Origin of the sequence: Nocardia wallacei (genome assembly GCF_029869545.1) — a bacterium.
Lineage (GTDB): Bacteria > Actinomycetota > Actinomycetes > Mycobacteriales > Mycobacteriaceae > Nocardia > Nocardia wallacei_A.
Window position 1 is genome coordinate 1 of sequence record NZ_JARWQD010000369.1, and the last position, 26,395, is coordinate 26,395.

A 26,395-nucleotide genomic window follows, 5' to 3' on the forward strand; every position below is an offset into this window, starting at 1 on the left:
GCCGCCCCCGGGTTCGAGCCGCTGGCACGCGCCTTCGCGCGGTTCGTCGGCGATCGGCCCGGCGCGGGTGGGGCACTGGCGGTGTACCGCCACGGCGAGCCCCTGGTCGACCTCTGGACCGGCGCCGCCTCGGCCACCACCCCGTGGGCGCGCGAGACCGGCAGCATCGTCTTCTCCGCGACCAAGGGGATCGCCGCCACGGTCATCCACCGGCTCGCCGACCGCGGGCTGCTGGACTATGCCGCGCCGGTCGCCGAGTACTGGCCGGAGTTCGGGGCCGCGGGTAAGGACCGGATCACCGTGCGGCAGGTGCTGACGCACAGCGCCGGGCTGTCCGGACTGCCGCTGATCGCCGGGGGCCTCGACGAGGTCCTCGACCACGAGCTGATGCAGGATCGCCTGGCCGCCGCGAAACCCGATGCGCTGCTGGGCATTCCGACCTATCACGCGCTCACCTTCGGCTGGCTGCTGGCGGGCTTGGCGCGGGCGGTCACCGGCCACGGCATGGCCGAGCTGTTCCGCAGCGAGGTCACCGAGCCGCTCGGAATCGACGGCATCCACCTGGGCCGCCCACCCGCCGGGGCCGTCACCACCGTCGCGGCTCTGGCCGGTACGCGATTGGCCCTGGTCGGGGCGCCGGTGGCCGCGATGTTCCTCGGTCACGCCTACGGAATTCCCGGCGCCGCCGGTGCCGCCGCCCGGGCGCTGTTCCTGCCCGGCCTGGAGGGACTGCTGGAGGGCGACGACCCGGCGATCCTCGATACCGAGATGCCCGCCGGTAACGGTGTCTGCACCGCGAACGGCCTGGCCGCGATGTACGGCGCGCTCGCCTCCGGCGGGATGGTGGCCGGTCGGCGCTATCTGTCGGCCGAGACGATGAAGGCGATTCGCCGCGTCGAGCGCTACCGGCTCGACCACGCCCTGTTCTACATCCCGATGATGTGGCACCTGGGCTACCACTCGCTGCCGGTACCCGGCGCGCGCACCGGTTTCGGCCATATCGGCCTGGGCGGATCCTTCGGCTGGGCAGACTCGCGCTCGGGCCTGTCGGTCGGCTTCGTACACAACCGCCTGAGCATGAACAAGCTCAGCTGGGATCAACTCGCCGCGGGCTGGGTGCTCCCCCTGGCCGTCCGCTGCGCCCGCACCACGGCCCGTCGCCCCCTCCGCCTCCCCACCGAGGAAGCCGCCTGACCCGGTGGGTCAGGTGAGGTAGCGGTAGGCGGGGGAGCCGGGGTCCAGGCGCTCGCATTGGATCGGGGAGTCGTGCATGCGCTTTTGGAGGGCCTCCAGGCCGTCGGGGGAGCCCAGTTCGATGCCGACCAGGGCGGCGCCGGTCTCGCGGTTGTTGCGCTTGACGTATTCGAACAGGGTGATGTCGTCGTCGGGGCCCAGCACCTCGTCGAGGAACCGGCGCAGCGCGCCCGGCTCCTGCGGGAAGTCCACCAGGAAATAGTGTTTCAGGCCCTGATGGACCAGCGAGCGCTCGATCACCTCGCCGTAGCGGGAGACGTCGTTGTTGCCGCCCGACACCAGGCACACCACCGTCGACCCGGGCTCCACCGCGATCTCGGCGAGCGCCGCCACCGCCAGCGCACCGGCGGGCTCGGCGATGATGCCCTCGTTCTGATAGAGCTCGAGCATGGCGGTGCAGATCGCGCCCTCGTCGACCTGCATCAGGCGGAACGAGCCTGCGCCCCTGGGGGATTCGGTCGCGGTCAGCAGCGGCAGCGAGGCGTGTGAGCGGATCCGGCTGCCGAACTTCGACACCGCCGCGTACGGCAGTTCGCCGATGCGGCGCACCGCGGCGCCGTCGACGAACGGGTCGATCTCCGGCAGCGTCACCGGGCCGCCGGCCACCAGTGCCGCCGTCATCGACGCGGCGCCGCCCGGCTCCACCCCGAGAATCGCTGTGGCGGGCGACCTTTCGCGCAAGTAGGTGCCGATCCCGGCCAGGCAGCCGCCCCCGCCGACCGGCACGATCACCAGATCCGGTGCGGTGCCGAGCTGTTCGAGGATTTCGGCGGCGATGGTGCCCTGACCGGCGGCGGTGCGCGGATCGTCGAACGGGGCCACCATGGTCGCGCCCGTGCGTGCCACATCGGCGGCGGCCGCGGCGGCCGCGGCGTCGTAGGTGTCGCCGACGGCAATCAGCTGCACGAACGCGCCGCCGTGCGCGCGGATCCGGTCACGCTTCTGCTTCGGCGTCGTGGTCGGCACGTAGATGCGGCCCTGGATGCCCATCGAGCGGCAGGCGAAGGCCACGCCCTGCGCGTGATTCCCGGCGCTGGCCGCCACCACCCCCGCGGCGCGCTCGGCGTCGGACAGCTGCACGATCAGGTTGTACGCGCCGCGCAGCTTGTAGGAGCGCACCGCGGTCAGGTCCTCGCGCTTGACATAGACGTCCGCGCGCGCGGCCGCCGACAACCGCTCGATCCGCTGCAGCGGCGTGGGATCGATAATGTCGGAAATTCGCTTGGCGGCAGCATCGATCTCGTCCGCGCTCAGCTCGGGCAGCGGACCGGACATCTTCTGTGCGACATCAAGCGGGTTGGACACCCGATCATGCTATCTGGCGGCCCCCGCCCGGCAATGCCCACGGTCTCACCGTCACGCGGGGGCATGTGGGGGCGTGCGCACGGTCTTGTTGGTGTGCGGCCTCGGAGGAGGCGCGGCCTATCGACGGTGCGCGGCGCGTGGTGGGCCGCGCACCGTGCGGGCCGGGCTACTGCGGGGTGAGGACGAAGACCGGGATCTGGCGGTCGGTCTTCTTCTGGTATTCGGCGTAGTCGGGCCAGACGGCGACGGCCCGGTCCCACCACTGGGCCTTCTCCTCGCCGAAGACCTCGCGGGCGATGTAGTCCTTGACCACGGCGCCGTCGCGCAGGTCGACGTGCGGATCGGCCTTGATGTTGTGGTACCAGACGGGGTGTTTCGGCGCCCCGCCGAGCGAGGCGACGACCGCGTACTCGCCGTCGTGCTCGACCCGCATCAGCGCCGTCTTGCGCAGTTTGCCGGTCTTGGCGCCGCGCGTGGTGAGCAGGATGATCGGCACACCCTGCAGGGTGTTGGCCTCCGCGCCGTTCGAGGATTCGAACTTCTCTGCCTGTTCGCGGGCCCAAGCCGACGTGCTGGGTTCGTACTCTCCGGTAAGTGGCATGCCTCTCACAATGCCCGCCGCGGTGGAAGTTATTCCTGGGACGAAAAATGTTCGTTGGCCCGAACTTCGCCGTCCGTGTACCCTGACGACATGGCAGTGGTAGACCCCACCTCGCGCCCCGCGCTCGCCTCCCGGCAGGTGATCGACATCGCGGGCACGCCGTGGCCTGTCTACAAACTCGAGGCCCTCGCGCTCGCGATGGTGACCTGCCTGATTCTCGCCCTCATCACCGGTTCCCTGCAGGCCGCGGTCCTGACCGCCGCCGCGGCGGGCGCGCTGCGCTGGATCCTCGGCGCCGTGCGGGCCTCCGCGCCGGACCGGCCGCGCGGCTGAACCGGTCGCCTGGATTCTCTACGACGTGAAGAGTTCGTCGAGATGCTGATCGATCGCGGCGAGGGCCTGCGCGGGAGTGATGACCTCCAGGTCGAGAAGGGGCGTCAGGCCGGTCAGCGCGAGGATGCGGTCGGTCTCGGTGTTCGCGTCGCGATCGCGAGCGATCCTTCCGTCGGTGATCGCTTGCGTGATGAGTACTCGGACACGTTCCCGTCCCTGACGTAAGCCCTCGCGCGTACGATCGCGAATCGTGTTGTCGTGCAATGCTTCCAGAACGTAAGCGGCATTCATTCGGCTCGTCGCGCGCGCATCGTCGTGCAGCGGCAGCATTTCCGTGAGGGTCAACCGCAGGACGTCTCTAGGGTGCGGCACCGCGCCGAGCGCCTCCAGGCCACGTGCCACTCGCTGAGCGGTCTGTTCGGCGGCGAAGTCCATCGCGAAAGAAAGCAACTCCTGACGGCTCGCGAAGTAGTGCTGGAGCTGGCCGTGTGACATCTCGGCCTCCGTCGCCACCTCACGCAGGCTCAGGCGCAGCACTCCGCGTTGATCCACCACGCGCCACAGGGCGCGAGCGATCGTTTCGCGACGCTCGCGGTGATCGACCTGTTTCGGCAACGCGCACCCCTGTCGTTTATGCAATACAGATGACATAATACATCTGACTTGGAAAGGTGATGCGAATGATCGAACGGCCGAGGAACGTCGAAGAACCCACCGCATTCGCCGACCCTGAGCTGGAGAAGGCGTATTTCGCGGCCTACGACGCGGTGATGGCATATTGGCCGGTTCCTGCCGAGACGGTAGATCTTGCGGGGCGGTACGGAACGACACGAGTCACGTCCGCGGGCCCGACCGCGGCGCCATCGCTGGTCCTGCTCCACGGATACAGTGGCACGTCCGGAATGTGGTACCCGGTGGTCGGTTCGCTGGCCGAGGAGCATCACGTGCGGGCCGTGGACACCATCGGCGAGCCGGGCCGCAGTCGACACACCGGCGCCCCCTTGACCAGCATGGACGATCTCGTGGACTGGCTGGCGGAAACTTTCGATCTGCTCGGGCTACCCGCCGCCGACCTGTGCGGCCAGTCGCTGGGCGGACACCTCGCGCTCCGGTTCGCGCTCGCCCATCCCGAACGGGTGCGGCGACTGGTCCTGCTCGATCCGCCCCTGGTCTTCGCCGGACTCAGCCCGGAGTTCGAGGAGTTGGGGCGCAACCGCGACCCGCACCCGACCTTCGAGGATGCCCGCGCGATGCTGGCACCGGGCGCCCCCGGCAGCCTGCCAGCGCATCTGGAGGCATACCTCGACCTGCTCGCTCGGGGAGCCGCTCACTTCCCGGCCTCGCCGATCGTTCATCCGCAGCTGCCGGACGGGCTGACGCACCTGCCGGTCCCGACCCTCGTCGCCCTGGCCGGGGCGAGCCAGGTGCATGATTCGGAGGTGGCCGCGAAGGCCGCGCGGCGTGCCGGGGCGCACACGGTGATTCTCCCCGGTGCGGGGCACGGCCTCCTCGCCGACGTCGAACCCGTCCGCAGCCTCGTCCTCGAACACCTCCGGCGAAAGGACTCGCCGACCTGATACCGCGACAGCGAACCCCGAACCGCTGACCCGCCCTGGCCGCGCTAGGTGAACCGGTCGGCGAGTTCGGTCGATATTTCGTAGTGGCGCACGAGGAACCCGCGTTCATCGAGCCTCTTACGGCGTAGCCAGCCGGTCACCTCGGCGTTGCACTTGCTGGCGTTGCACGACCCGCACGCGGGGACGACATTGCCGAGCGTGTAGCGGCCGCCGCGCGAGATGGCCTGCACGCAGTCCTTCTGCAGCGAGGCGGCGGGGGACCCGCAGTAGGCGCACCCACCCCAGGACGTTCTCAGCGCATCCCACTGCGCGTCGGTGAGGTCATGGTCGCCGCGCGCCATCCGCTTCTTGCGCTTACGCGCGGCACGAACCTGTTTGCTACCGCCGGACGGCATGAACCGAGCGTAGACCGGGCGACCCTTTCGAGAAGGCTGGCGCGCTGGAAACGAGATTATCGAACGTATGTTCGAGAATTGGGTTATGGTGGTGTGCGTGAACATACATTCGACTGCGCTGGCGCGGAAGGCTTCGGCTGGAGGATGGCCGGAACTGGCCGATGTCGACTTGCTGCGCACCCTTGTCGAGACCGAGCGCTGCCGGAGGCGGCTGGATGCGGCCATGCGGGCGGCCGTCGCCGAGGCCGAGCGGCGTGGACTCGCCGCGGACACCGGCTATCGGGACACCGTGGAGCTACTGACCGATCTGCTGCGGATCAGTGCCCCCGAAGCGCGTCGGCGAATCGAGTACGCGGCTCCGCAGGCCCGCTCGCGCTCCAGGAAGGTGTGGCGGGTGCTGGCGGCGGCCAGTTGAGCATCGCCGCTAGATGCGTTCGGCCCGTTGGCTTTTCGGTCCGACCGGTCGGACGCGAATGCCGCGGGAAGGTTCCGTATCGGATGGCCGGGCCCGTAGGAGGTCGGTGATCAGCGGGTTGGCATCGGACGCGCGAGTCGCCAGGACGACGCGGACCGGGTCGATGCCCTCGATGGGCGCGGTGGTCGGGCCGGGGTGTAGCTGGGGACGCCGATCTCCGGCGGCCAGGATCAGTACGGTCCGTGCCTCGGCGACGAGGTCGAGCTTGCCCTCGAAGGATTCGTAGCCGCTCGGCGCGCTGGGTGCCGCGCCGCAGTCGGGCGGGGCTCCAGGCGGGCGAAGGTTCGTCGCGGAGGTCGTCGACGTACACCACCGGCGCCGAGTTCGCGGTGGACGGCGGTGGCGGCCAGTTGTGAGACCGTCCACGGTCCGATGGTGTTAGCGTTAACAGAATGTCGGCCGGGCCCGTGGTGTGGGGAAATGCGGTCGACAGGCATTGACGGGCAAGCGCTTTCGGTGGTCTCCGGGTCGCCGTGGGTGAGGGCCCGGCGGCAACACGGCTAACCTGAAATCGGGAACAACCGGGGCCGCGCGGGTACAGCGGTCCGGAAGGTAGGGGCTGTGAGTGAGCTTGCGAGCATATCGAGCGCGGCCGAATGCCCGCCCGGAACGGGGCGAGCATCGGCGAGGCGGCGTCACGAACGAGCTTGCGGGCGGTTCGGCCGAGGTGAACGAGCTTGCGAGTGCGACGGCCGAGGTGGACGAGCTTGCGGGCGGGATGGCCGAGCTGAACGAGCTTGCGGGCGGGATGGCCGGGGTGAACGAGCTTGCGGGCGGGATGGCCGAGGTGGACGAGCTTGCGGGTGGGATGGCCGGGGTAATCGAGCTTGCGGGCGGGTCGGAGGTTACCGATCCTGTGGCCGGGCGCTTCGGCCGAGGCTGGGCGGGGCGGTGTCATGAGCGGCCTTGCGAGCGAATCTTCGGCACGGCGCACCGCCCGGCGGGAGCGGCCCGCGGAGGGTGCCCGGCCCGCGGTGATGACCGATGTCGCCAAGCTGGCTGGCGTCTCCCATCAGACCGTGTCGCGGGTGCTCAACAGCAGCCCGCAGGTGCGGCCCGAGACGCGGGAGAAGGTGCTGCGGGCGGTAGCCGAACTCGGGTACCGGCCCAATGCGATGGCACGCGGGCTCGTCAGCCGCCGCTCCAAGGTGCTGGGCGTGGTCACCTTCGACACCTGCCTGTACGGTCCGGCCTGCATGATGCTCGGCATCGAAAGGGCCGCGCGCGCAGCGGGTTACGGCGTCAGCATCGTCACCCTCGAGCAGGTGGACCGCGGCGGGGTGCTCGCGGCCGTGGATACGCTGGCCGATCAGGGCGTGGACGGCGTCATCATCATCGCGCCGCAGATCGCCGCGGCGGCCGCGTTGCACAACCTGCCGCCGCGGCCGGTCGCGGTCGCCGTGGAGGCCGGGCAGGACGCGCCGCTGCCGTCGGCGGCCGTCGACCAGTTCGAGGGCACCCGCCTGGCCGTGCAGCATCTGCTGGATCTGGGGCACGCCACCGTGTGGCACGTCTCGGGCCCGAGCGACTCGCTCGAGTCCCGCGACCGGATCGACGGCTGGCGGCACACCCTCACCGCGGCGGGCGCCACGGTGCCGCCGCCGATCGGCGGGGATTGGAGCGCGCGCTCGGGCTACGAGGCGGGCCTGATGCTGGCCGCGCAGCCCGGCGTGACCGCCGTGTTCACCTCCAACGACCAGATGGCCCTGGGATTGCTGCGCGCCTTCGCCGAGCGCGGCATCCGCGTGCCCGAGGACGTGTCGGTGGTCGGATTCGACGACATTCCCGAGGCCGCCTACCTGTCCCCGCCGCTGACCACCGTGCGCCAGGACTTCGACGAGGTGGGCCGGCGCAGCATGGGGCTGCTGCTGCGATTGCTGGAGGCCGAGGGCGAGGTCCCGGCCCCGCCGCCGGTGGTGCCGACGCTCGTGGTGCGGGAGAGTTCGGCGGCACCGCGCCCGGCCTGACCCCGCCGACTCGGGCAAACGCCCATGTGCGCGCACACATTGCAGCTCGGGCATCTCCGTGTGTGTCGCGCCGGGGAAATAGCCTCCGGCTACTAATGTCCGCCACATGTCGCGTGTCCTGTGGAGGGTGTGCCTGGCCGCCGCGGCCGTCGTCGTGGCGGCGGCGCCGGTCGCGGGCGCGGAGCCGGAGGCGCTGCCCCCGCACGAGAAGACCTTCCCCTCGCCGTTCGGCAGCTTCACCGTCGGCAGCCGCGACGAGACCGTCAACCGGATCCCGCCGCTGAACATGGTGGGCACCACGCGCGAGGCCCTGGTCAGCAACGTCACCTACGGGCGGATCGACGGCCCGGCCGGGGGCAAGCTCGCGACCGGGTACCACGTCGGGTGCGCGGTCTCGATCGGTGCCGGAACCCTCGGCGCCACACCCGAAGCCGAGGTGGGCATCGAAGGAGCGCAGACGCCGATCCCGCACGCCCTGGTCGACGCCAACCCGGTCGCGACGATCAACCTCAATCCCGGCGAGGTGAAGGAGGTCGCCGTCGCCGAGAAGGAGATCATCCCCGGCAAGAACGTGCAGATCGTGACCCGCGACTTCCACATCGTCGTCAATGCCTGCAGCGGCCCGGTCACGATCCGGCAGTTCACCTACCTGTACGCCAAGTCCGCCGAGGTCGACGACAGCGGGGCCGTCTTCGGCGAATCGACCTGGCTGTAGGTTCCGGAGTCGGCTAGCTCGTCAGGCACCCCGGGCCCAGCAGCGCCTTCAGGTCGCCCATCAGCGCCGAGGACGGCGAGACGCGCAGGTTGTCGGCGACGCGGAGCATCGTCGTCTTCTCGCGCGAGCCGAGGTGGCGGATGTGGACGTCGGCCGTGCCGGGATGGCTGGACAGCACCCGCTTGAGCGCGCCGATCTTGTCGGGCGTGCACAGCCGCGTCGGAATCGTCACCGCCAGCGGCTTTTCCATGCCGATGGCGGACAGGTCCGGCACCGCGAGGTCGTTGGCGATCAGCGAGATGCGGTCGTCGCGCACGGAGACGCGGGCCTTCACCAGCACCACCGCGTCCTCGACGACGTCCATGCCGTACACCGAGAACGCCTGCGGGAAGAACAGCACCTCGATACCACCGGTGAGATCCTCCAATTGCGCGGAGGCCCACGGCATGCCGTTCTTGTTGATGCGGCGGGTGACCGAGGCGAGGATGCCGCCGATGGTGATCTGCGTGCCGTCCTTCACATCGCCCTCGAGGATGGAGGGGATCGGGGTGTCGGTCTGCGCGGCCAGCACGTGTGCCACGCCGTCGAGCGGATGGCCGGATACGTACAGGCCCAGCATCTCCCGCTCGAGCGCGAGCTTGTGCTTGGTGTCCCACTCCTCGTCGGGCACCTTCACGTCGAAGACCGAGGCCACCGACTCGTCGCCGTCGTCGAGGCCGCCGAACAGGTCGAACTGGCCGATCGCCTCGGCCTTCTTGGTGGCCATCACCGAATCGATGGCATCGGAGTGCACCAGCATCAGGCCCTTGCGCGGATGCCCGAGCGAATCGAAAGCGCCTGCCTTGATGAGGGATTCGGTGACCTTCTTGGTGCAGGCGATGGCGTCGATCTTGTTCAGGTAGTCGGAGAAGTCGGTGAACTTCGACTTCTCCTTGCGCGCGGCGATGATCGACGCCACCACGTTGGCGCCGACGTTGCGCACCGCGCCCAGGCCGAAGCGGATGTCGTTGCCGACCGAGGCGAAGTTGTGCTCGGACTCGTTGACGTCGGGCGGCAGCACCTGGATGCCGAGGCGGCGGCAATCGGACAGGTAGACCGCGGCCTTGTCCTTGTCGTCACCGACGGAGGTGAGCAGCGCCGCCATGTATTCGGCCTGATAGTTGGCCTTGAGGTAGGCGGTCCAGAACGACACCAGGCCGTACCCGGCGGCGTGCGACTTGTTGAACGCGTACCCGGCGAACGGGAGGATGGTGTCCCACAGCGCCTTGATGGCCGCCTTGGAATAGCCGTTGTCCTGCATGCCCTTTTCGAAGCCCTCGAACTCGGCCTCTAGGACCTCGGCCTTCTTCTTGCCCATGGCGCGGCGCAGAATATCGGCTCGGCCGAGGGAGTACCCGGCGACCTTCTGCGCGATCTGCATGATCTGCTCCTGGTACACGATCAAACCGAACGTGTCGGCCAGGATGTCCTTCAGCGGCTCCTCGAGCTCCGGGTGGATCGGCTTGACCTCTTGCCGCCCGTTCTTGCGGTCGGCGTAGTCGTTGTGGGCGTTCATGCCCATCGGGCCGGGGCGATACAGCGCCAGCACGGCGACGATGTCCTCGAAGCCGGTGGGCTGCATGCGCCGCAGCAGATCCCGCATGGCGCCGCCGTCGAGCTGGAAGACGCCGAGGGTGTCGCCGCGGGCCAGCAGCTCGTAGGTGGCCGCGTCCTCGAGCGGCAGGTTCTCGAGGTCGAGGTCGACGCCGCGGTTGGACTTCATGTTCTCCAGCGCGTCACCGATCACGGTGAGGTTGCGCAGACCCAGGAAGTCCATCTTCAGCAGGCCGATGGCCTCGCAGGACGGGTAGTCCCAGCCTGTGATGATCGCCCCGTCCTGGGCGCGCTTCCACAGCGGGATGGCGTCCATCAGCGGCTCGGAGGACATGATCACCGCGCAGGCGTGCACGCCGGCGTTGCGGATCAGGCCCTCCAGGCCGCGGGCGGTCTCGTAGATCTTGTTGATGTCCGGGTTGGTGTTGATCAGCTCCCGGACCTCGGTGGCCTCCTTGTACCGCTCGTGCTCGGGATCCATGATTCCCGACAGCGGAATGTCCTTGGCCATGATCGGCGGCGGCAGCGCCTTGGAGATCTGGTCGGCGATGGCGAAACCCGGCTGACCGAACTGCACGCGGGCCGAATCCTTCAGCGCCGCCTTGGTTTTAATGGTGCCGAAGGTGATCACCTGGGCGACCTTGTCGCTGCCCCACTTCTCGGTGGCGTAGCGGACCATCTCACCGCGGCGGCGATCGTCGAAGTCGATATCGATATCGGGCATCGAGACGCGCTCCGGGTTGAGGAAGCGCTCGAACAGCAGACCGTGCGGGATCGGGTCCAGGTTGGTGATGCCCATCGCGAAGGCGACCAGCGAACCGGCCGCCGAACCGCGGCCCGGGCCGACGCGGATGCCGACCTCCTTGGCGTGGTTGATCAGGTCGCCGACGACCAGGAAGTACGCCGGGAAACCCATCTGGATGATGACGTTCAGCTCGAACTCGGCGCGGTCGATGTACTCCTGGCCCACGCCGTTCGGGAAGCGGCGCTGCAGCCCGCGCATGACCTCGTGGCGCAGCCAGCTGGCCTGGTCCTCGCCCTCGGGGACGGGGAAGATCGGCATCCGGTCGCGGTGGGCCCACACCTCCTCGTAGGACTGCACGCGCTCGCCGATCCACACCGTGTTGTCGCAGGCGCCCGGGACCTCCGCGTCCCAGATGGCGCGCATCTCCTCGGCGGACTTCAGGTAGTAGCCGCTGCCGTCGAACTTGAAGCGGGTCGGGTCCGACAGCGTCTTACCCGTCTGGATGCACAGCAGGGCCTCGTGGTTGCCCGCGTCGGACTCGTGCACGTAGTGACAGTCGTTGGTGGCCAGCGGGGGGATGCCCAGCTTCTTGCCGACCTCGAGCAGGCCCTCGCGGACCCGGCGCTCGATGGACAGGCCGTGGTCCATCACCTCGAGGAAGAAATTGTCCTTGCCGAAGATCTCCTGCCACTTGGCCGCGGCCTCCAGCGCCTCGCGCTCGTGGCCCAGCCGCAGCCGGGTCTGCACCTCGCCGGACGGGCAGCCGGTGGTCGCGATGATGCCCTCGGCGTACTGGGCGATGATCTCCTCGTCCATGCGCGCCCACTTGCCGAGCTGGCCCTCGATGGAGGCCAGCGACGACAGCTTGAACAGGTTGCGCAGGCCGGTCGCGTTCTCCGCGACCATGGTCATATGCGTGTAGGCGCCGGAGCCGGAGACGTCGTCGCTCTTCTGACTGGGGTCGCCCCACAGCACGCGTTTGGTCTCGAAGCGGGAGGCGGGGGCGATGTAGGCCTCGATGCCGATGATCGGCTTGATGCCCTGCTTCTTCGCCGAGTTGTAGAACTCCGACGCGCCGTACATGTTGCCGTGGTCGGACATGCCGACCGCGGTCATGCCCAGCCGCTCGGCCTCCTTGAACAGCGGCGTGATCTTCGCCGCGCCGTCGAGCATCGAGTACTCGGTGTGGTTGTGGAGGTGAACGAATCCCGAGGCTGACACGGCTTGAGATTATGCCCCGCCACCGACAAGAAACGGGGATCTGGGTGGCCCTCCCGCGAAAGCGCATGTGGTCGCGGTGAAGTCGTGTCGGGCACCGCGATCGGTGGCCGATGGTGGCCGGTTCGCATCTGTGCCAAACCGTCGACTCGCCAACCTGCCGACTGGTAGCGTCGCACGGCATCAGATCGGCATGACCATCACCAACCTTTTGGGGGTATTGATGCGTTCGGTTGGATCCTGCGTCGCGTTGTCGGCCGCCGCGATCGGCGCCGCGGCCACGGTAATCGCCACTGCCACACCAGCTTCCGCCCAGGCCAACGGTGGCAAGTTCACCAGGGTGTACTCCCTGGCCAATGGGCCCTGTGCCGCGATCGTCGATTCCTCGGTCACCGGCAACGCGTATCCGAGCTCGGCCGCGTTCAACGTCAGCACCACCATGTACGGCGTCGGCAGTTGCTCGCTGGACGTCACGCTGAACTGGCGCAATCTCGACACCGGCCGGACCGGCACGGTCACCCGCCGCGCCAACGGCCCCGGCTACTGGGCCACCGACGGCCGCGGCTCGATCTTCAGCCCCGGCGTCTACGGCGAGTTCGTCGGCACCGTCACCGTCGGCGCCGCCCACATCCCCGAGCCCGGCGAGGTGCGATTCTCGGTGCAGCAGTACCAGGGCTAGGCGCGAGAGCCGTCACGCCCGGCGGGCGATGGCGTACAGATCGCGCGCCGGTCCGGTGAGCTGCTGGCCGGTCGGCCAGACCGCGCGCAGCGTGCGCGTGAGGTCGGCGCCGATGATCGTGGGGGAGACCAGGGTTCCGGCGGTCACCTCGGCCGCGACCGCGAGCGAGCTGAGCACCGCGGGGCCGACCCCGGAGGCGACGGCGGATTTGATGGCCGTCGTCGACGACAACTCCAGCGCCACCGGCGGCCGGGTCCCCGGCGCGCCGGTCGCGACGGCTCGCTCGAACCAGGTGCGGGTGCCCGAGCCGGATTCGCGCTGAATCAGCGGCGTCGCGGCGAGTTCGGCGAGCGTCACCGAGCCGCGGCGGGCCCACCGGTGCTGCGGCGGCACCACGACCACGAGATGGTCGCGGGCCACCGGGTGGCTCTGCAAACCCCTTGCGGCGCGCGGACTTTCGATGAAGCCGAGGCTCGCGTGACCGTCCAGCACCGCGGCGCACACCTCGGTGGAGTTGCCGGATTCCAGCGCGATCGTGGTGTCCGGGGTCTCGGCGCGCATCCGGGTCAGCCATGCCGGGAACAGATACTCCGCGACGGTCTGGCTGGCGGCCACCCGCAGCCGCGAATCCCGTTGGGCGCGTAGGGTATCGATGCCCGCATCCAGTTGCCCGGCGGCATCGACCACCGCCCGCGCCCACTCGGCGATCAGGGCGCCCGCCGCCGTGGGCCGTGAGCCCAGCGTGGTGCGCTCCAGCACCGGCACCCCGACCAGCTTCTCCAGGTATCGAATGCGCGACGACGCCGAGGGCTGGCTGATGCCGTGCGCCTGCGCCGCACGGCCCAGACTGCCCAGCTCGATCACCGACAACAGCAGATCGAGGGCGGCCAGATCGGGGACGCGCGGGGACAGAGGCATAGACCGAGTCTATGTACTCATCGAAACGCCGCAGCTACCCACCGGATGCCGGGCGGGCGAGGCTGGGTGCATGCCCGCACTCCTGAGCCATCGATCCGCCGGACCGGCCGGTGTCGCGCGCGAGGAATCCCGCGATGCCCTGCGGCACCTCGGGCCCAACTGGTTCGCCGCCGTGATGGGCACCGGGATCGTCGCCACCGCGGCGGCGGGGCTGCCGCTGCAGTTTCCCGGGCTGCGGGACGCCGCGATCGTGGTGTGGGCGCTGGCCGCGGTGCTGCTGGTCGTGCTGAGCGCCGCCTTCGTGCTGCAGTGGCGGCGCCATCCGGACACCGCTCGCGGGCATCAGGACCATCCGGTGATGGCGCACTTTCTCGGTGCGCCGCCCATGGCGCTGCTGACCGTCGGTGCCGGGACCCTGCTGCTGGGCAGCGACGTGATCGGCACGACCGCGGCGGTCGCGGTGGACTGGGTGCTGTGGTCGCTGGGTACCGTGCTGGGCCTGCTGACCGCCGCCGTGGTGCCCTACCGCATGTTCACCCGGCATCGGATCGCGCCGGATGCCGCGTTCGGCGGCTGGCTGATGCCGGTGGTGCCGCCCATGGTGTCGGCCGCGATGGGCGCGCTGCTGGTGCCGCACACCCCGGCCGGGCAGTGGCGGCTCACGCTGATCCTGCTGTGCCTGGCCATGTTCGGGCTCAGCCTGATCGCGGCGCTGGTCACCCTCACCATGATCTGGTCGCGGCTGGTGCATTTCGGCACGCCGCCGTCGGGCATGGTGCCGACCCTGTGGATCGTGCTCGGTCCGCTCGGGCAGTCGATCACGGCGGCCGGGCTGCTCGGCGATGCCGGTCCGCTGGCGCTGCCGCAGCCGCAAGCCCAAGGCATGGTGGTGTTCTCGGTCATCTACGGGGTGGTCGCCTGGGGTTTCGCGATGCTGTGGGTGGCCTTGGCGCTGGCGGTGACCGTGCGCACCCTGCGGGCCCGCGAACTCGGTTTCACCCTGACCTGGTGGGGGTTCACCTTCCCGCTGGGCACCTGCGTCACCGGCAGCACCGCGCTCTACCACCACACCGGCGCCGTGTTGTTCGCCGCGACGGCGGTGGCCCTCTACGTCCTGCTGGTCGGCGCCTGGGCCGTGGTGTCCGCCCGCACCCTGCGGGGTCTGCTCGGCGGCGAGCTGCTCCGCCCGGCGCCGCGTACGGGCGTGTGAACCACTACCCTGACGGCGCGACTGTACGGAAATCGTGGGTGCGCCGGACCGAATGTGCGGGAATAATTAACGCCCGCGCGGTCGCCCAGCGATGAAACGAGTAGTTCGCTACGCAGGATCCGTGGAATACGGGGCGGGAGGATCAGTCCATGAAACGTCTGGTGGTGTGCTGTGACGGCACCTGGGGTTCCGAGAGCAACCCCACCGTGAGCAATATCGTCAAGATCGCGGAGTCGGTGCGGCTGGGCACCACCCTCGACACGGGCGAGCATGTGGGACAACGAGTCTTCTACGCCGACGGTCCCGGAGCGCAGGGTTATCTGGCCGACAAACTGCTCGGGGGCGCGTTCGGCCTGGGCCTGGACGCGAACGTCTCGACCATGTACTGGCAGCTGGCGCTGAACTGGGAGCCCGGCGACGAGATCTTCATCTTCGGCTTCAGCCGCGGCGCGTACACCGCGCGCAGCGTCGCCGGGATGATCCATCGCCTGGGGCTGCTGACGCCGGAGGCGATGATCGACAAACGCTACCCGCAGGCGCTGAAGATCTACCGGGAGCGCAAGCGGCATCCGGACGAGCCGGAACCTCAGCACTGGAAGGACTTCCGCGAGAAGAACTGCGTCTACCCGGTGCCGATCAAGTTCATCGGGGTGTTCGACACCGTCGGTGCGATGGGCGTGCCGGGGGTGACGTCGTGGCGGTACCGCTTCCACGACGTGCGGCTGTCGCCCCATGTGCACTGTGCCCGGCAGGCGCTGGCGATCGATGAGCGCCGCCGCATCTTCGCGCCCTGCCTGTGGGAGGTCACCGACGAGGCGGGTGTCGAGCAGCAGCGTTCCGACCGGGTCAAGCAGGTGTGGTTCAAGGGCGGGCACGGCGATATCGGCGGCGGGAACACCGATACCCGGTTGTCGGACATCACGCTGCGCTGGATGGTGGACGAGGCCGCGGTCCAGGGCCTGCAGTTCGATCGCGAACGGCTCGAGCGGCTGATCGAGCGCAGCCCCGTCTTCGACAATTCGGTGCAGCCGCACAACGATCTGCCGATCGGCTACCGGATCCTGAATCTGCTCGGCCTGCTGGTGAATCCGCGCAACCCGCGGTACTACGCCGACTTCTGGCGCCGCCTGGCCGCGCCCGAGGACAAGAAGGTGTACCTGTCCACCAGCGTCGAGGTCTGCGAGGACTACTGCCCGCCGAATCTCGAACGCTGGCAAAAGGAATCGGGCACGCCCCTCCCGACCGAGCCCGTGCCGGACGTCAGCGCCGCGCCCGCCCCGGAGATCGAGGAGCCCGAGCTCAAGGAACCGGTACGGGCCTGAGCGGCTCGGGCATTGGGAGATTTAGCCGGTGTGGGCTCGAGTGCGGCTCGGGCATTGAGGGGGCTCGCCGGTACGGGCTCGAGGGTTGGTTGACACTCACTCGGTGCGGATCGATAGGCCCTTGTTCTGTTGCAGCACAGTGGTTATCGGCTGGACGACATGGAGGGGGTGTGGGCCGCAGGTCGGGGCGGGCTGGTCGGTGTCGGGGCTGCCGGAGCTGGTCATGCCCAGTGCCTGGGCGCCCTTCTCGGTGAGGGTGAAGACCGGGCCGCCGCTGTCGCCGCGGTGCGTGCAGATGTTGGTGGTGAACATGCCCGCTATCGCGATGCCGCGCTCCGCATCGCCCGGGACGCCCTTGGTGATCATGTTCTGCCCGACGCCGGTCACCTTGCCGCAGGCGAAGCCGGTGATGATGCCCATCTTGCAGACATCGGCCCCGTCGACCGGTTCCGCGGTGCCCTCGATCTCGAGCGTCTTGTCCGCGGTCATGGCCACCGGCACGAGCCCGGCCGGTCCGCCGCTCCCGGACCGCACCTCGCTGCTACCCGCGGGCGGCAGCGCGGCGCTGCCGCCCGAGCCACTCGGCACCGGGTGCGGCGCGTCGATCTCCTGCACGGATACCAGGTTGTTCCGGAAGCGCGGAGCGTACTCGTCGAGGATGCGGACCACCGCGTAGTCGTGCGGGCCCAGTTGCGAGGTCTCGAACTCCCCGATGGCCGCGCCGCGCTGCCCGCCCTGCATGTCGTAGATCCGGTGCGTCCCCTGCGCCCGCGCGGCCGGATCGAACCAGTTGCCCGGGTTGCAGTGCCCCGCAGTGATATTCACGGCACGGCCCGCGCCGTCGGTGCCGTTGAACCCCAGCGTGCATCGCGGCGTGCTGTCCCCGTAGGCGACGCCGTACGGTGTCCCGCCGATGTACGGCGAGTCGGGTGTCGTGGCGAGCACCCCGGGTCCGGGCGGGTTCGTATCGGGCCCGGTCTTCGGGCCCGCGGCCGCCACCGACCGGATCGGCCCGAGATCGCGGGGCAGTTGCGCATCCCGCACCTGGTGCACGGCGAGCGCGTTGTGGGCGACGTTGATGCCGTAGCTGCGGATGTTGTCGACGACGGAGTCGGGCTGCGTCGCCAGCCACCGCTCGAATGCGGCGTGCCGGTCGCGCAGGACGGCCTCGCTGTCGGCGACCATGGCGACGTCGAATCCGGCCTGCCGCGCGACCTGCCGGGCATCGGCGGTGCTCGGCCCGTCGGCGAGGGAGACGACGGCGCGATCGTCGTCCATGTGCACCCCGGCGAAGACGCTCGGATAGGCGATCCGCGCGAAGAGGGCGAAATCGGCCAGGCGCCGGGACCGGTCGGCGCGCTCCAGGTACTGCTGCGGCGTCAGCCGCAGATCTCGTTCGATCGCCGCGACCAGATCCGCGGGCAGGTCGGCGCCGGGCTGTTCGGCCGTGCTCGTCGCCGGGGGAATCGCCAGGGCCGCGAGCGTCACGCAGCAGCCGATCGTCGCTCGAATGGTCGTGCCTGCACGCATGCGCCCACCTCAGGAGTCGAGTGGCGACCGCACCTCGGCATCGATTTGCGACACCACGCTGACGAGACCGACTGGTTCGTGACCTGTTGCACTCTAGGTGGCCGTGCGGTGCTCGCGGCCGAGCCCGCGCGGTGTGTCGCCGACCTGCCGCAGGTCTCAGCGCACCAGCAGCGCCACCGGCAGGCGGGTGAACAGCTTCTCGAGGCGGACGCGTCCGGAGAAGGTGTTGCCGGTCAGCCGATCGGTCCAGGAGCCCTCGGGGAGGTCCAAAGTGGTATCGCCCCAACCGGTTTCGGCCAGCGCGGCGCTGTGCCGGGTAGCGGCCACGAGCACCTGCGGGGCGTCGCCGGTACGCCCGCGAGCGTAGGAGACGAGGTGATCGGCGCGCTCACCGGCGGCGAACAGCGGGGTGTAGGTGCCGCCGACGAAGCAGTCGGGGCGTTCGCGGCGCAGCCACAGCGCATAGGCGACCACCCACATCTTCGCCGCGCCCGTGGAATCCAATTCCGGTGTGCCGGTGAGTGATTGCAGCATCGCCAGGCGGTGGCCGAAATCGACCGGGCGGCGATTGTCCGGATCGACGAGCGAGTCCTCCCACAGCTCGCAGCCCTGGTACAGGTCCGGGATGCCGGGACCGCACAGCTGCAGCACCTTCTGCGCCAGCGCATCCGACCAGGCGTGCGGCGCCAGTCGGGTCGCCAGCTCGGTCAGCTCCGCGCCGACCGGCCCGTCGATCACCGCGTCCAGCCACCGGTGCAGTTCGGTCTCGAACTCCAGATCCGGCTCCTCCCAGGAGGATTTGGTGCCCGCCTCGCGAACGGCCTTCTCCGCGAACAGATGTAGCCGCTCGCGTAGTCCCGGAACCGCGGCGGCGGTGCGCCCGTCGACCGGCCACACCCCGAACATGTTCTGCAACAGGAACAATGCCGTCGCACCGTCGGGCGGGGGAGTGATCTCGTGGGCGGCCTTCACCGTCTTGGCCCAGGCCTCGGCGGCCTGCGACAGCACCCCGATGCGCGCCCGCACGTCCTCGCCGCGCTTGGTGTCGTGGGTGGACAGCGTGGTCATCGTCGCGGGCCAGCGGGTGGCGCGTTCGGTGTTGGCGAGGTGGAACTCCAGCAGCGAATGGCCGAACCGGGCGGGATTGCCGCCCACCTCCTGCAGCGACACCAGCCGGGCCGCCTGATAGAACATGGTGTCCTCGACGGCCTTCGCCGTCACCGCACCACACACCTGGTGGAACCGCACCGCCGCTTCGCCGCCCGCCGACAGCGCCGTCACCAGCACCGACAGCGGTACGGTGAGTTCGCGATGGCGCTTGCCCACCTTCGCCACGACATTGCCCATCATCCCCGCGAGCGGGGCGTAGTCGGTGCGGTACACCGGCATGAACGCCAGCACCTCGACCGTGGCGTTGGTCAGGGCGACATCGCTGATGGCCGCCGCGTCGAAGCCGCCGAGCACGGCGTCGCGCTTGATCGCGGCGACGAGTCGGCGCACCTCCGGCACCAGAAGTCGCTCCGCCACAGCACGTTTGATGCGATGTTCGTTGTTGCCGATCCAGGCGCCGTTGCTGCCGTGCCCGCAGAACTGCCGCGACAGCCCGGTCAGCGTCGGCTCACCGGAGGGGTCGACCAGCACCCCGCCCAATTCGGCGAGCGCGTCGTAGCCGGTGGTGCCGTCGATGGGCAGGGTGGCGTCGAGGGGCTCCCGGCTGGAGAGCACCTTCTCCACCAGCAGCAGCCGGTTCGGGCCGATCAGTCGCCGCACCTTCGCGAGATACGCTGCGGGCTGGGCCAATCCGTCGGGGTGGTCGATGCGGACGCCGTCGATGAGGTCGTGCTCGCACCAGGCCGCCAGTTCCCGGTGGGTGAGTTCGAAGACCGCCGGATCCTCCTGCCGCAGCGCCGCCAGGCCCGACTCCGCGAAGAACCGCCGGTAGGTGCAGATTCCGGCCTTCCAGCTGACCAGGCGGTAGTGCTGCTTGTCGTGGATGCGCAGCGCGTTCTCGCCGTCGGTGCCCGGGGCGATCGGGAATCGCAGATCGTGCAGGGCCAGCATGGGTTCGGCGCTGCTGCGGTCGACGGTCAGCGCGGCCGGATCGTTCTCGCTCTGCAGCACCGGCAGCGCCAACCGGCCCCCGGCGCCGTTGCCCGGGCTCCAGTCGATGTCGAAGCAGTGGGCGAACTGCGATTTCTTGCCGTGCCGCAACACATCCCACCACCACGGGTTGTGCTGGGCGTCGCCCACGCCCACGTGGTTGGGCACCAGATCGACGATCAGGCCCATGCCCCGGCTGCGCACCTCGTCCGACAGCGCCTTGAGCCCGCCCGGCCCGCCCAGCGCGGCGGAGACCGTGGTCGGGTCGGTGACGTCGTAGCCGTGCATGGACCCGGGCATCGCGGTCATGATCGGCGACAGATACAGGTGCGAGATGCCCAGCTGCTGGAGGTACTCGGCGATGGTGCGGGCGTCGGCGAAGGTGAGTGTGTCCGGGCGCAGCTGCAGCCGGTAGGTGCTGCGCACGGAGGTCTTGCGGGTGATCGGGCCGGTGCGGTGTACGGGGGAGGTGTCGTTCATTTCCATGTCGATCATGCGGGACGGCGGAGCACGAGCAGGCAGCGAGCCGGAACTTCGATCGTGCCTGCGGCGGGGTATTCGGCTCGGGTCAGCCCGGTGGGCGTCGAACAATCGAGTGCGATCGACCATGCGGTGCCGTGGTCCGGGCCGGGAACGGTGAAGTCGATGGGGGCGTCGTGGGCATTGAAGCACAGCAGGAACGAGTCGTCGCGGATGCGTTCGCCGCGCGGTCCGGGTTCGGCGATGCCGTCGCCGTCGAGGTAGACCGCCAGCGAGCGGGCGAAGCCGGACTCCCAGTCGGCGGCGGTCATCTCCTCGCCGCCGGGGGTGAGCCAGGCGATATCGCCCGGGCGGTCGTGGCCGGGGGCCGGGCGCCCGTCGAGGAAGCGGCGGCGCCGGAACACCGGATGCGCGGTGCGGAGCCCGATCGCATTGCGGGTGAACTTCAGCAGGTCCGAATTCTTGTGCGCCAGTGACCAATCCATCCAGGATAGTTCGGAGTCCTGGCAGTAGGCGTTGTTGTTGCCCCGCTGGGTGCGGCCCAGTTCGTCGCCGTGCAGCAGCATGGGGGTGCCCTGCGACAGGGCCAGGGTGGCGATCATGTTGCGGCTCTGGCGTTCTCGTAACGCGAGGACCTCGGGATCGTCGGTGGGTCCCTCCACGCCGCAGTTCCAGGACCGGTTGTAGCTCTCGCCGTCGCGGTTGTCCTCGCCGTTGGCCTCGTTGTGTTTGTCGTTGTAGGACACCAGATCCCGCAGCGTGAACCCGTCGTGCGCGGTGACGAAGTTGATGCTGGCGCCGGGGCGGCGGCCGGTCGCCTCGTACAGGTCCGAGGAGCCGGTGAGCCGGGAGGCGAATTCGCCCAGGGTGGCCGGTTCGCCGCGCCAGTAGTCGCGCACGGTGTCACGGTACTTGCCGTTCCACTCCGTCCACAGGCTCGGGAAGTTGCCGACCTGGTAGCCGCCCTCGCCGACGTCCCACGGTTCGGCGATCAGCTTCACCTGGCTCACCACCGGATCCTGCTGCACCAGGTCGAAGAAGGTGGACAGCCGGTCCACGTCGTGCAGTTCCCGGGCCAGCGTGGCGGCCAGGTCGAAGCGGAAGCCGTCGACGTGCATCTCGAGGACCCAGTAGCGCAGCGAATCCATGATCAGCTGCAGGGTGTGCGGATGCCGCACATTGAGGCTGTTGCCGGTGCCGGTGTAGTCCATGTAGTGCGCGGGGTCGTCCTCGAGCAGGCGGTAGTACGCCGCATTGTCGATGCCGCGCAGCGAGATCGTAGGCCCCAGGTGGTTGCCTTCCCCGGTGTGGTTGTAGACCACGTCGAGGATCACCTCGATGCCCTCCGCGTGCAGCGCCCGCACCATCGCCTTGAATTCGGTGACCGCGGCCCCGGCGCGCGGGTCGGCCGCGTATTCGTGGTGCGGGGCGAGGTAGCCGAAGCTGTTGTAGCCCCAGTAGTTTCGCAGTCCGCGGTCCAGCAGCAGGCGGTCGTGCAGGAACTGGTGCACCGGCATCAGCTCGATCGCGGTGACGCCCAGTGATTTCAGGTGTTCGACGATCGCCGGATGCGCGAGCCCGGCGTAGGTGCCGCGCAGCTCCGGCGGGACCTGCGGGTGCGTCATCGTCATGCCCTTGACGTGGGCCTCGTAGAGGACGGTCTCGTGGTACGGCCGCCGTGGCGCGCGGTCGTCGGCCCAGTCGAAGAACGGGTTGATCACGACGCCGGTCATGGTGTGCCCCAGGGAATCCCGGCCGTGGGTGTACAGCGACGGATCGTTTCCGAACTCACCGGCGAAGGCCTTGCCGTACGGGTCCAGCAGCAGCTTGCTCGGATCGCAGCGCAGCCCGAGGCCCGGGTCGTACGGGCCGTGCACGCGGAATCCGTAGCGGCGGCCCGGGGCCACGGTGGGCACGTAGGCGTGCCAGACGTAGCCGTCGACCTCCTCGAGCGGGATGCGGGTCTCGCCGCCGGAGCGATCGATCAGGCACAGCTCGACCCGCTCGGCGACCTCCGAGAACACCGAGAAGTTGGTGCCCGCCCCGTCATAGGTGGCGCCCAGCGGGTACGCGCTGCCCGGCCACACGCCCAGCGGTGCCACATCACCGAGCGAATTGGGCGAAACCATGCCACCGACACTAATCGCCACCCGGACCGAGCGGTGCGTGCGGTATTCGAGCCCCGGCCCGCGGGGCGTTCGTGCAGGTGGTGAGCTGGGCGGGGGCGGTCGGGATCAGGGCCGCGGTCAGCGCTGCGGCGAGTCAGTCCGGCAGCCAGCGCCGTTGGTAGCCGGTGCGGCGGGCGAGCCTGGCGAGGCCGCCGAGGGTGAGGCGCTGCAGCCAGGCTGGGATGCCTGCGAGGTAGCCGTCCTGGTACTCCCACAGCAGGGCGAGGGCGAGGGGGTTGCGCGGTACCCCGGCGCGGGTGGTCTTGCCCGCGGCGTCGAGGGCTTGCCACAGGCGGAACATCTGCCAGTGCCGCAGCGGCGGGCGGATCTCGTGGTCGACCACGGTGCCGGGGGCCTCGGTCCAGAACTCGTGCACCGTGCCCGCCGGTGCCGACACCGAATCGCCTTGAGCGGCAGTCACTTCCGTGCCGTCGATGCGGAAACGGAGGCGGCCCTCGCGCACCGTCCAGGATTCGGCCAGCACCGGGTGCCAGTGCGGCCCGGCCTCGCGGCCCGGGGTGGGCAGGTGGTGCTCGAGGCGCAGGTATTCGCCGTGCTCGTCGGCGCCCTCCTCGACCAGCGTGACGCGATGGCCGTTGCGGAAGGTGAGCGTGGTTCCCATGCTCAAGATATAAAGGTAACCTTCATAATATGTCAATGGCCCATTCGGACGACAGCCTGCTGAAACTGCTCACGGTGCTCACTCGATCCGTCGAGCGCGACCTGAACCGCGAGCTGCGCGCGACGCTGGACGACGGCCTGCGCCCGGCGCACTACGCCGTCTTCCGCTACCTGGCCCCCGACGGCTCCCGCATCGGCGACCTCGCCGACGCCGCGGGCATGACCCAGCAGTCCATGGGCGAACTCGTCACACATCTCGAACGCCGCGGACTCGTCGAGCGCCGCGTGGACCCGGCCGACCGCCGAGCACGCTTGGTGGCGGTCACCGAATCGGGCCGCGACGCCCTGAAAACCGCCCGCGACCACATCACCGCCATCGAACACCGATTGGCCGATCACCTGGGCCGGGACCACCTGTCCGCCCTACGCCACCTCCTAGCGCAGGCAGCCACAGCCTTCCCACCCGAGTAGGGCTCACCTTCCCGCACCCCCTGTACGTTCCCGCACCACCTACAAGCCCATGTAGACCGTGCGGGAACATGCAAGGGGTGCGAGGGGTCAGAGCTTGCGGCGCCAGGTTTGGCCGGTGAGGTCCTTGCCGAAGCTGTGGTGGGGCTCGGATTCGGTGAGTTCGAATCCGGCGCGTTCGTAGATGCGGCGGGCGGAGGTGAGGACGTCGTTGGTCCAGAGCACCATGGTGCGGTAGCCGGCGTGGGTGGCGAAGCGCAGGCATTCCTCGACCAGGGCGCTGCCGACGCCGAGGCCGCGCGCGGAGGGCTCCACCAGCAGCAGGCGCAGCCGCGCGGTGGTGTCGTCCTCGCGGACGCAGAACACGCAGCCGATCGGCTCGCCGTCCTGCTCGGCGATCCAGGCCCGCTCCGACTGCGGCTCACGGGTTTCCAGATAGTCGGCGACGATCCGGGCGACGAGCGTCTCGTAGTCGCCGTCCCAGCCGTATTCGGCGGCGTAGAGGGCGGCGTTGCGGCCGATGACCCAGCCGTAGTCGCCGGGGCGCGGGTCGCGCAGCGTGAACGGCGCTCCGGCGCGGCCGTCGAGGATGTGTTCGATGGTGCGCATGGCGTTGACGAGGCGGTCGCGATCGGTGGGGGGATGGTTCTCGAGCAGCGTGGCGACGTCGCGGCTGGAGCGTTCGTTCAGCTCGGCGAAGGCGGCCGCGCCCCGGTCGGTGAGCCGGACCAGCTGGCGGCGCCCGTCGGTTTCCGAGCGCTGCCGCTGTACCAGCCCGGCGCCTTCGAACCGGGACAGGATGCGGCTGAGATAGCCCGGGTCCAGGCCCAGTCCCTGGCGCAGCGCGACCACCTCGAGCGGGCCGAAATGATTGAGCTCGAACAGGATTCGGCCCTCGGTCAGGGAGAACTGACTGTCCACCACGTGTTCGTGCAGCACGCCGATCAGGCGGGTGTAGCGGCGGTTGAATTCGCGGACCGCGGCGATGTGGTCGGAGCCGACGGACGCGGCGGTGGCGGTGCTCATATACCTGTGCCTCGCTCGTTTTCGTGTCGTTTCGCCAGTATCGGCCGGGCGGCCGACAGTCGTTTGACTGAGTCAAAGGTTAGCCCACCGCCGGGCCCGGCGCACGGGTTTCGCCGCCGCCGCGCCGCCTCGTGGTAACTTGAACGGCGTTCAAGACGCCTGCGCGAAGGATTCCCGTGGACCTCACTCCCGACGAGATCACCGCCCTCGACGCCGCCCACGTCTGGCACCCCTACGGGGGCTTTCCGGCCAGCACCGAACCGCTGGTCGTCGCGTCCGCCTCCGGAACCCGGCTGACCCTGGCCGACGGCCGGGAGTTGATCGACGGGATGAGCTCGTGGTGGGCCGCGGTGCACGGCTACCGGCACCCGGTGCTGGACGCGGCGCTGGCGGCGCAGGCGCAGCGGATGAGCCACGTCATGTTCGGCGGGCTGACCCACGAACCGGCGGCGCGGCTGGCCCGGCTCCTCGTCGAGATCACCCCGGACGGCCTCGACAAGGTGTTCCTGTGCGACTCCGGATCGGTATCGGTGGAGGTCGCGGCGAAGATGTGCCTGCAGTACTGGCGGGCGCGGGGTCGGCCGGGCAAGCGGCGGCTGTTCACCTGGCGCGGCGGGTATCACGGCGACACGTTCACGCCGATGAGCGTGTGCGACCCCGAGGGCGGCATGCACGCGCTGTGGACCGACGTGCTGACCGAGCAGATCTTCGCGCCGATGCCGCCGAAAGACTATGAGCCCGAGTATGTCCGGGAACTCGAGCGCCTGTTCGCGGCGCACGCCGAGGAGATGGCGGCGGTGATCGTGGAACCGATCGTGCAGGGCGCGGGCGGTATGCGGTTCCACCATCCGCGCTATCTGAACGAGCTGCGTCGGCTGTGCGACGAGCACGGGGTGCTGCTGGTCTTCGACGAGATCGCCACCGGATTCGGCCGCACGGGAACGCTTTTCGCGGCCGATCGGGTGGGCGTGCGGCCGGATGTGCTGTGCCTGGGCAAGGCGCTCACCGGCGGGTACCTGACGCTCGCGGCCGCGCTGTGCACCGCGGAGATCGCCGAAACCATCAGCGCCGGGCACGGTGGGCTGATGCACGGGCCGACGTTCATGGGCAATCCGCTCGCCTGCGCGGTCGCGGTCGCCTCGATCGAGCTGCTGCTCTCGCGCGACTGGGCGGCGGAGGTGACCGGGATCGAGGCGGGGCTGACCGCGGGACTCGCTGCCGCACACGAGGTTCCGGGCGTGGTGGAGGTCCGGGTGCGTGGCGCGATCGGTGTCGTGGAACTCGATCGCCCGGTGGATATGCGCAAGGCGTCGCATGCGGCCGTCGAGGCGGGCGTGTGGTTGCGGCCGTTCCGCAACCTGATCTACACGATGCCGCCGTTCATCAGCAGTGGCGAGGATGTCGCGAGAATCGCCGCCGCCGTGGTCGCCGCCGCTGCCGCGTGAGTCCGGCAGGGCGGCAGCACGTTCCGGTGGTCAGTGCCGGGCGCGTTCCACCGCCTTGCCGATCGCGTACCCGACGAATCCGCCGACCAGCACTCCGATCACGAAGATGACGAGCAGGAAGACCAGTACCGCGTCGCGGACCTTCTTCAGCAGGCTCGCCGCCTCGTAATACTGGGCGGCTTCGGCGGATTGGGCGAGCACGGCATGGGTGACACTCATGCGCGCGATGCTGCCAGATCGCGGCGAACAC

Annotated in this window: 24 protein-coding genes; 11 read left to right on the forward strand and 13 right to left on the reverse strand. The window is 69.5% G+C overall.

Going from position 1 to position 26,395, the window contains the following annotated elements:
- Positions 1–1,194, forward strand: a 1,194-nt coding sequence (locus QH290_RS33675) for a serine hydrolase domain-containing protein (RefSeq protein WP_342213783.1), incomplete at its 5' end; no start/stop codon positions are given.
- A 9-nt stretch (positions 1,195–1,203) separates the two neighbouring features.
- On the opposite strand, the gene ilvA is transcribed toward QH290_RS33675, so the two are convergent.
- Together ilvA and QH290_RS33685 are read right to left on the reverse strand one after the other, a co-directional pair.
- Positions 1,204–2,529, reverse strand: a complete 1,326-nt coding sequence (gene ilvA / locus QH290_RS33680) for a threonine ammonia-lyase IlvA (protein WP_280387422.1) — start codon at positions 2,527–2,529, stop codon at positions 1,204–1,206.
- Between the two features lie 196 nt (positions 2,530–2,725).
- Positions 2,726–3,160, reverse strand: a complete 435-nt coding sequence (locus tag QH290_RS33685; protein ID WP_280268186.1) for a nitroreductase family deazaflavin-dependent oxidoreductase — start codon at positions 3,158–3,160, stop codon at positions 2,726–2,728.
- 90 nt (positions 3,161–3,250) lie between these two features.
- Between QH290_RS33685 and QH290_RS33690 the strand changes: the two genes are divergently transcribed.
- On the forward strand, positions 3,251–3,493 hold the full coding sequence (locus tag QH290_RS33690; protein ID WP_280387338.1) for a hypothetical protein: 243 nt from the start codon (positions 3,251–3,253) through the stop codon (positions 3,491–3,493).
- Positions 3,494–3,511: 18 nt separating this feature from the next.
- Here the strand turns inward: QH290_RS33690 and QH290_RS33695 are convergent, their stop codons facing one another.
- The gene (locus QH290_RS33695; protein ID WP_280387340.1) at positions 3,512–4,108 is read right to left on the reverse strand and encodes a TetR/AcrR family transcriptional regulator; all 597 of its coding nucleotides are present in this window, start codon (positions 4,106–4,108) and stop codon (positions 3,512–3,514) included.
- A 65-nt stretch (positions 4,109–4,173) separates the two neighbouring features.
- Between QH290_RS33695 and QH290_RS33700 the strand changes: the two genes are divergently transcribed.
- On the forward strand, positions 4,174–5,070 hold the full coding sequence (locus tag QH290_RS33700; protein WP_280387342.1) for an alpha/beta fold hydrolase: 897 nt from the start codon (positions 4,174–4,176) through the stop codon (positions 5,068–5,070).
- Positions 5,071–5,114: 44 nt separating this feature from the next.
- Here QH290_RS33700 and QH290_RS33705 read toward each other — a convergent pair whose 3' ends face one another.
- Positions 5,115–5,465 carry an HNH endonuclease gene (locus QH290_RS33705; RefSeq protein WP_280387343.1) on the reverse strand — a complete coding sequence of 117 codons (351 nt, stop codon included), beginning with the start codon at positions 5,463–5,465 and terminating at the stop codon, positions 5,115–5,117.
- 97 nt (positions 5,466–5,562) lie between these two features.
- On the opposite strand from QH290_RS33705, the gene QH290_RS33710 reads away from it, so the two are divergent.
- A complete protein-coding gene (locus QH290_RS33710) occupies positions 5,563–5,880 on the forward strand; it encodes a DUF222 domain-containing protein (RefSeq protein ID WP_280387345.1) in 318 nt (105 codons plus the stop codon).
- Positions 5,881–5,889: 9 nt separating this feature from the next.
- Here QH290_RS33710 and QH290_RS33715 read toward each other — a convergent pair whose 3' ends face one another.
- On the reverse strand, positions 5,890–6,306 hold the full coding sequence (locus QH290_RS33715) for a hypothetical protein (protein WP_280387347.1): 417 nt from the start codon (positions 6,304–6,306) through the stop codon (positions 5,890–5,892).
- Positions 6,307–6,836: 530 nt separating this feature from the next.
- Between QH290_RS33715 and QH290_RS33720 the strand changes: the two genes are divergently transcribed.
- On the forward strand, positions 6,837–7,907 hold the full coding sequence (locus QH290_RS33720; protein ID WP_280387349.1) for a LacI family DNA-binding transcriptional regulator: 1,071 nt from the start codon (positions 6,837–6,839) through the stop codon (positions 7,905–7,907).
- Positions 7,908–8,013: 106 nt separating this feature from the next.
- Positions 8,014–8,622 carry an MspA family porin gene (locus QH290_RS33725; protein ID WP_280387350.1) on the forward strand — a complete coding sequence of 203 codons (609 nt, stop codon included), beginning with the start codon at positions 8,014–8,016 and terminating at the stop codon, positions 8,620–8,622.
- A 13-nt stretch (positions 8,623–8,635) separates the two neighbouring features.
- Here QH290_RS33725 and dnaE read toward each other — a convergent pair whose 3' ends face one another.
- Positions 8,636–12,181 carry a DNA polymerase III subunit alpha gene (gene dnaE, locus QH290_RS33730; protein ID WP_280267625.1) on the reverse strand — a complete coding sequence of 1,182 codons (3,546 nt, stop codon included), beginning with the start codon at positions 12,179–12,181 and terminating at the stop codon, positions 8,636–8,638.
- Positions 12,182–12,401: 220 nt separating this feature from the next.
- Between dnaE and QH290_RS33735 the strand changes: the two genes are divergently transcribed.
- The gene (locus QH290_RS33735; RefSeq protein ID WP_280267626.1) at positions 12,402–12,857 is read left to right on the forward strand and encodes a hypothetical protein; all 456 of its coding nucleotides are present in this window, start codon (positions 12,402–12,404) and stop codon (positions 12,855–12,857) included.
- A gap of 12 nt (positions 12,858–12,869) precedes the next feature.
- Here QH290_RS33735 and QH290_RS33740 read toward each other — a convergent pair whose 3' ends face one another.
- The gene (locus QH290_RS33740; RefSeq protein ID WP_280387351.1) at positions 12,870–13,775 is read right to left on the reverse strand and encodes a LysR family transcriptional regulator; all 906 of its coding nucleotides are present in this window, start codon (positions 13,773–13,775) and stop codon (positions 12,870–12,872) included.
- 70 nt (positions 13,776–13,845) lie between these two features.
- Between QH290_RS33740 and QH290_RS33745 the strand changes: the two genes are divergently transcribed.
- Complete coding sequence (locus QH290_RS33745; protein ID WP_280387353.1) at positions 13,846–14,985, forward strand: TDT family transporter; 1,140 nt, start codon at positions 13,846–13,848, stop codon at positions 14,983–14,985.
- Between the two features lie 149 nt (positions 14,986–15,134).
- Positions 15,135–16,307, forward strand: coding sequence for a DUF2235 domain-containing protein (locus QH290_RS33750; protein ID WP_280387355.1), 1,173 nt, complete (start codon positions 15,135–15,137; stop codon positions 16,305–16,307).
- A gap of 96 nt (positions 16,308–16,403) precedes the next feature.
- On the opposite strand, the gene QH290_RS33755 is transcribed toward QH290_RS33750, so the two are convergent.
- The 4 genes from QH290_RS33755 to QH290_RS33770 form a co-directional block, all read right to left on the reverse strand.
- Positions 16,404–17,837 (reverse strand): S1 family peptidase, encoded by a 1,434-nt coding sequence (locus QH290_RS33755; RefSeq protein WP_280387357.1) that lies wholly within the window; start codon positions 17,835–17,837, stop codon positions 16,404–16,406.
- 156 nt (positions 17,838–17,993) lie between these two features.
- Entirely contained in the window at positions 17,994–20,423 is a 2,430-nt protein-coding gene (treY, locus tag QH290_RS33760) for a malto-oligosyltrehalose synthase (RefSeq protein ID WP_280387424.1), read from the reverse strand.
- A gap of 5 nt (positions 20,424–20,428) precedes the next feature.
- Positions 20,429–22,546, reverse strand: a complete 2,118-nt coding sequence (glgX, locus tag QH290_RS33765) for a glycogen debranching protein GlgX (RefSeq protein ID WP_280387359.1) — start codon at positions 22,544–22,546, stop codon at positions 20,429–20,431.
- Between the two features lie 133 nt (positions 22,547–22,679).
- Positions 22,680–23,207 (reverse strand): cupin domain-containing protein, encoded by a 528-nt coding sequence (locus QH290_RS33770; RefSeq protein WP_280387426.1) that lies wholly within the window; start codon positions 23,205–23,207, stop codon positions 22,680–22,682.
- Positions 23,208–23,242: 35 nt separating this feature from the next.
- On the opposite strand from QH290_RS33770, the gene QH290_RS33775 reads away from it, so the two are divergent.
- The gene (locus QH290_RS33775) at positions 23,243–23,677 is read left to right on the forward strand and encodes a MarR family winged helix-turn-helix transcriptional regulator (RefSeq protein WP_280387361.1); all 435 of its coding nucleotides are present in this window, start codon (positions 23,243–23,245) and stop codon (positions 23,675–23,677) included.
- Between the two features lie 87 nt (positions 23,678–23,764).
- Here QH290_RS33775 and QH290_RS33780 read toward each other — a convergent pair whose 3' ends face one another.
- Complete coding sequence (locus tag QH290_RS33780) at positions 23,765–24,700, reverse strand: bifunctional helix-turn-helix transcriptional regulator/GNAT family N-acetyltransferase (protein WP_280267633.1); 936 nt, start codon at positions 24,698–24,700, stop codon at positions 23,765–23,767.
- 176 nt (positions 24,701–24,876) lie between these two features.
- On the opposite strand from QH290_RS33780, the gene QH290_RS33785 reads away from it, so the two are divergent.
- Positions 24,877–26,145: an adenosylmethionine--8-amino-7-oxononanoate transaminase gene (locus QH290_RS33785; RefSeq protein ID WP_280387363.1), complete on the forward strand. Its 1,269-nt coding sequence runs from the start codon at positions 24,877–24,879 to the stop codon at positions 26,143–26,145.
- A gap of 30 nt (positions 26,146–26,175) precedes the next feature.
- On the opposite strand, the gene QH290_RS33790 is transcribed toward QH290_RS33785, so the two are convergent.
- Complete coding sequence (locus QH290_RS33790; RefSeq protein ID WP_280387364.1) at positions 26,176–26,364, reverse strand: hypothetical protein; 189 nt, start codon at positions 26,362–26,364, stop codon at positions 26,176–26,178.
- Positions 26,365–26,395 lie beyond the last annotated feature (31 nt).

Excerpts from the sequence above, each read along its gene's own strand:
- ilvA (WP_280387422.1), bottom strand. The coding sequence starts at position 2,529 with ATGTCCGGTCCGCTGCCCGAGCTGAGCGCGGACGAGATCGATGCTGCC.
- QH290_RS33685 (WP_280268186.1), bottom strand. The coding sequence starts at position 3,160 with ATGCCACTTACCGGAGAGTACGAACCCAGCACGTCGGCTTGGGCCCGC.
- QH290_RS33690 (WP_280387338.1), top strand. The coding sequence starts at position 3,251 with ATGGCAGTGGTAGACCCCACCTCGCGCCCCGCGCTCGCCTCCCGGCAG.
- QH290_RS33700 (WP_280387342.1), top strand. The coding sequence starts at position 4,174 with ATGATCGAACGGCCGAGGAACGTCGAAGAACCCACCGCATTCGCCGAC.
- QH290_RS33705 (WP_280387343.1), bottom strand. The coding sequence starts at position 5,465 with ATGCCGTCCGGCGGTAGCAAACAGGTTCGTGCCGCGCGTAAGCGCAAG.
- QH290_RS33720 (WP_280387349.1), top strand. The coding sequence starts at position 6,837 with ATGAGCGGCCTTGCGAGCGAATCTTCGGCACGGCGCACCGCCCGGCGG.
- QH290_RS33725 (WP_280387350.1), top strand. The coding sequence starts at position 8,014 with ATGTCGCGTGTCCTGTGGAGGGTGTGCCTGGCCGCCGCGGCCGTCGTC.
- QH290_RS33735 (WP_280267626.1), top strand. The coding sequence starts at position 12,402 with ATGCGTTCGGTTGGATCCTGCGTCGCGTTGTCGGCCGCCGCGATCGGC.
- QH290_RS33740 (WP_280387351.1), bottom strand. The coding sequence starts at position 13,775 with ATGCCTCTGTCCCCGCGCGTCCCCGATCTGGCCGCCCTCGATCTGCTG.
- QH290_RS33745 (WP_280387353.1), top strand. The coding sequence starts at position 13,846 with ATGCCCGCACTCCTGAGCCATCGATCCGCCGGACCGGCCGGTGTCGCG.
- QH290_RS33750 (WP_280387355.1), top strand. The coding sequence starts at position 15,135 with ATGAAACGTCTGGTGGTGTGCTGTGACGGCACCTGGGGTTCCGAGAGC.
- QH290_RS33755 (WP_280387357.1), bottom strand. The coding sequence starts at position 17,837 with ATGCGTGCAGGCACGACCATTCGAGCGACGATCGGCTGCTGCGTGACG.
- treY (WP_280387424.1), bottom strand. The coding sequence starts at position 20,423 with ATGGAAATGAACGACACCTCCCCCGTACACCGCACCGGCCCGATCACC.
- glgX (WP_280387359.1), bottom strand. The coding sequence starts at position 22,546 with ATGGTTTCGCCCAATTCGCTCGGTGATGTGGCACCGCTGGGCGTGTGG.
- QH290_RS33770 (WP_280387426.1), bottom strand. The coding sequence starts at position 23,207 with ATGGGAACCACGCTCACCTTCCGCAACGGCCATCGCGTCACGCTGGTC.
- QH290_RS33775 (WP_280387361.1), top strand. The coding sequence starts at position 23,243 with ATGGCCCATTCGGACGACAGCCTGCTGAAACTGCTCACGGTGCTCACT.
- QH290_RS33780 (WP_280267633.1), bottom strand. The coding sequence starts at position 24,700 with ATGAGCACCGCCACCGCCGCGTCCGTCGGCTCCGACCACATCGCCGCG.
- QH290_RS33790 (WP_280387364.1), bottom strand. The coding sequence starts at position 26,364 with ATGAGTGTCACCCATGCCGTGCTCGCCCAATCCGCCGAAGCCGCCCAG.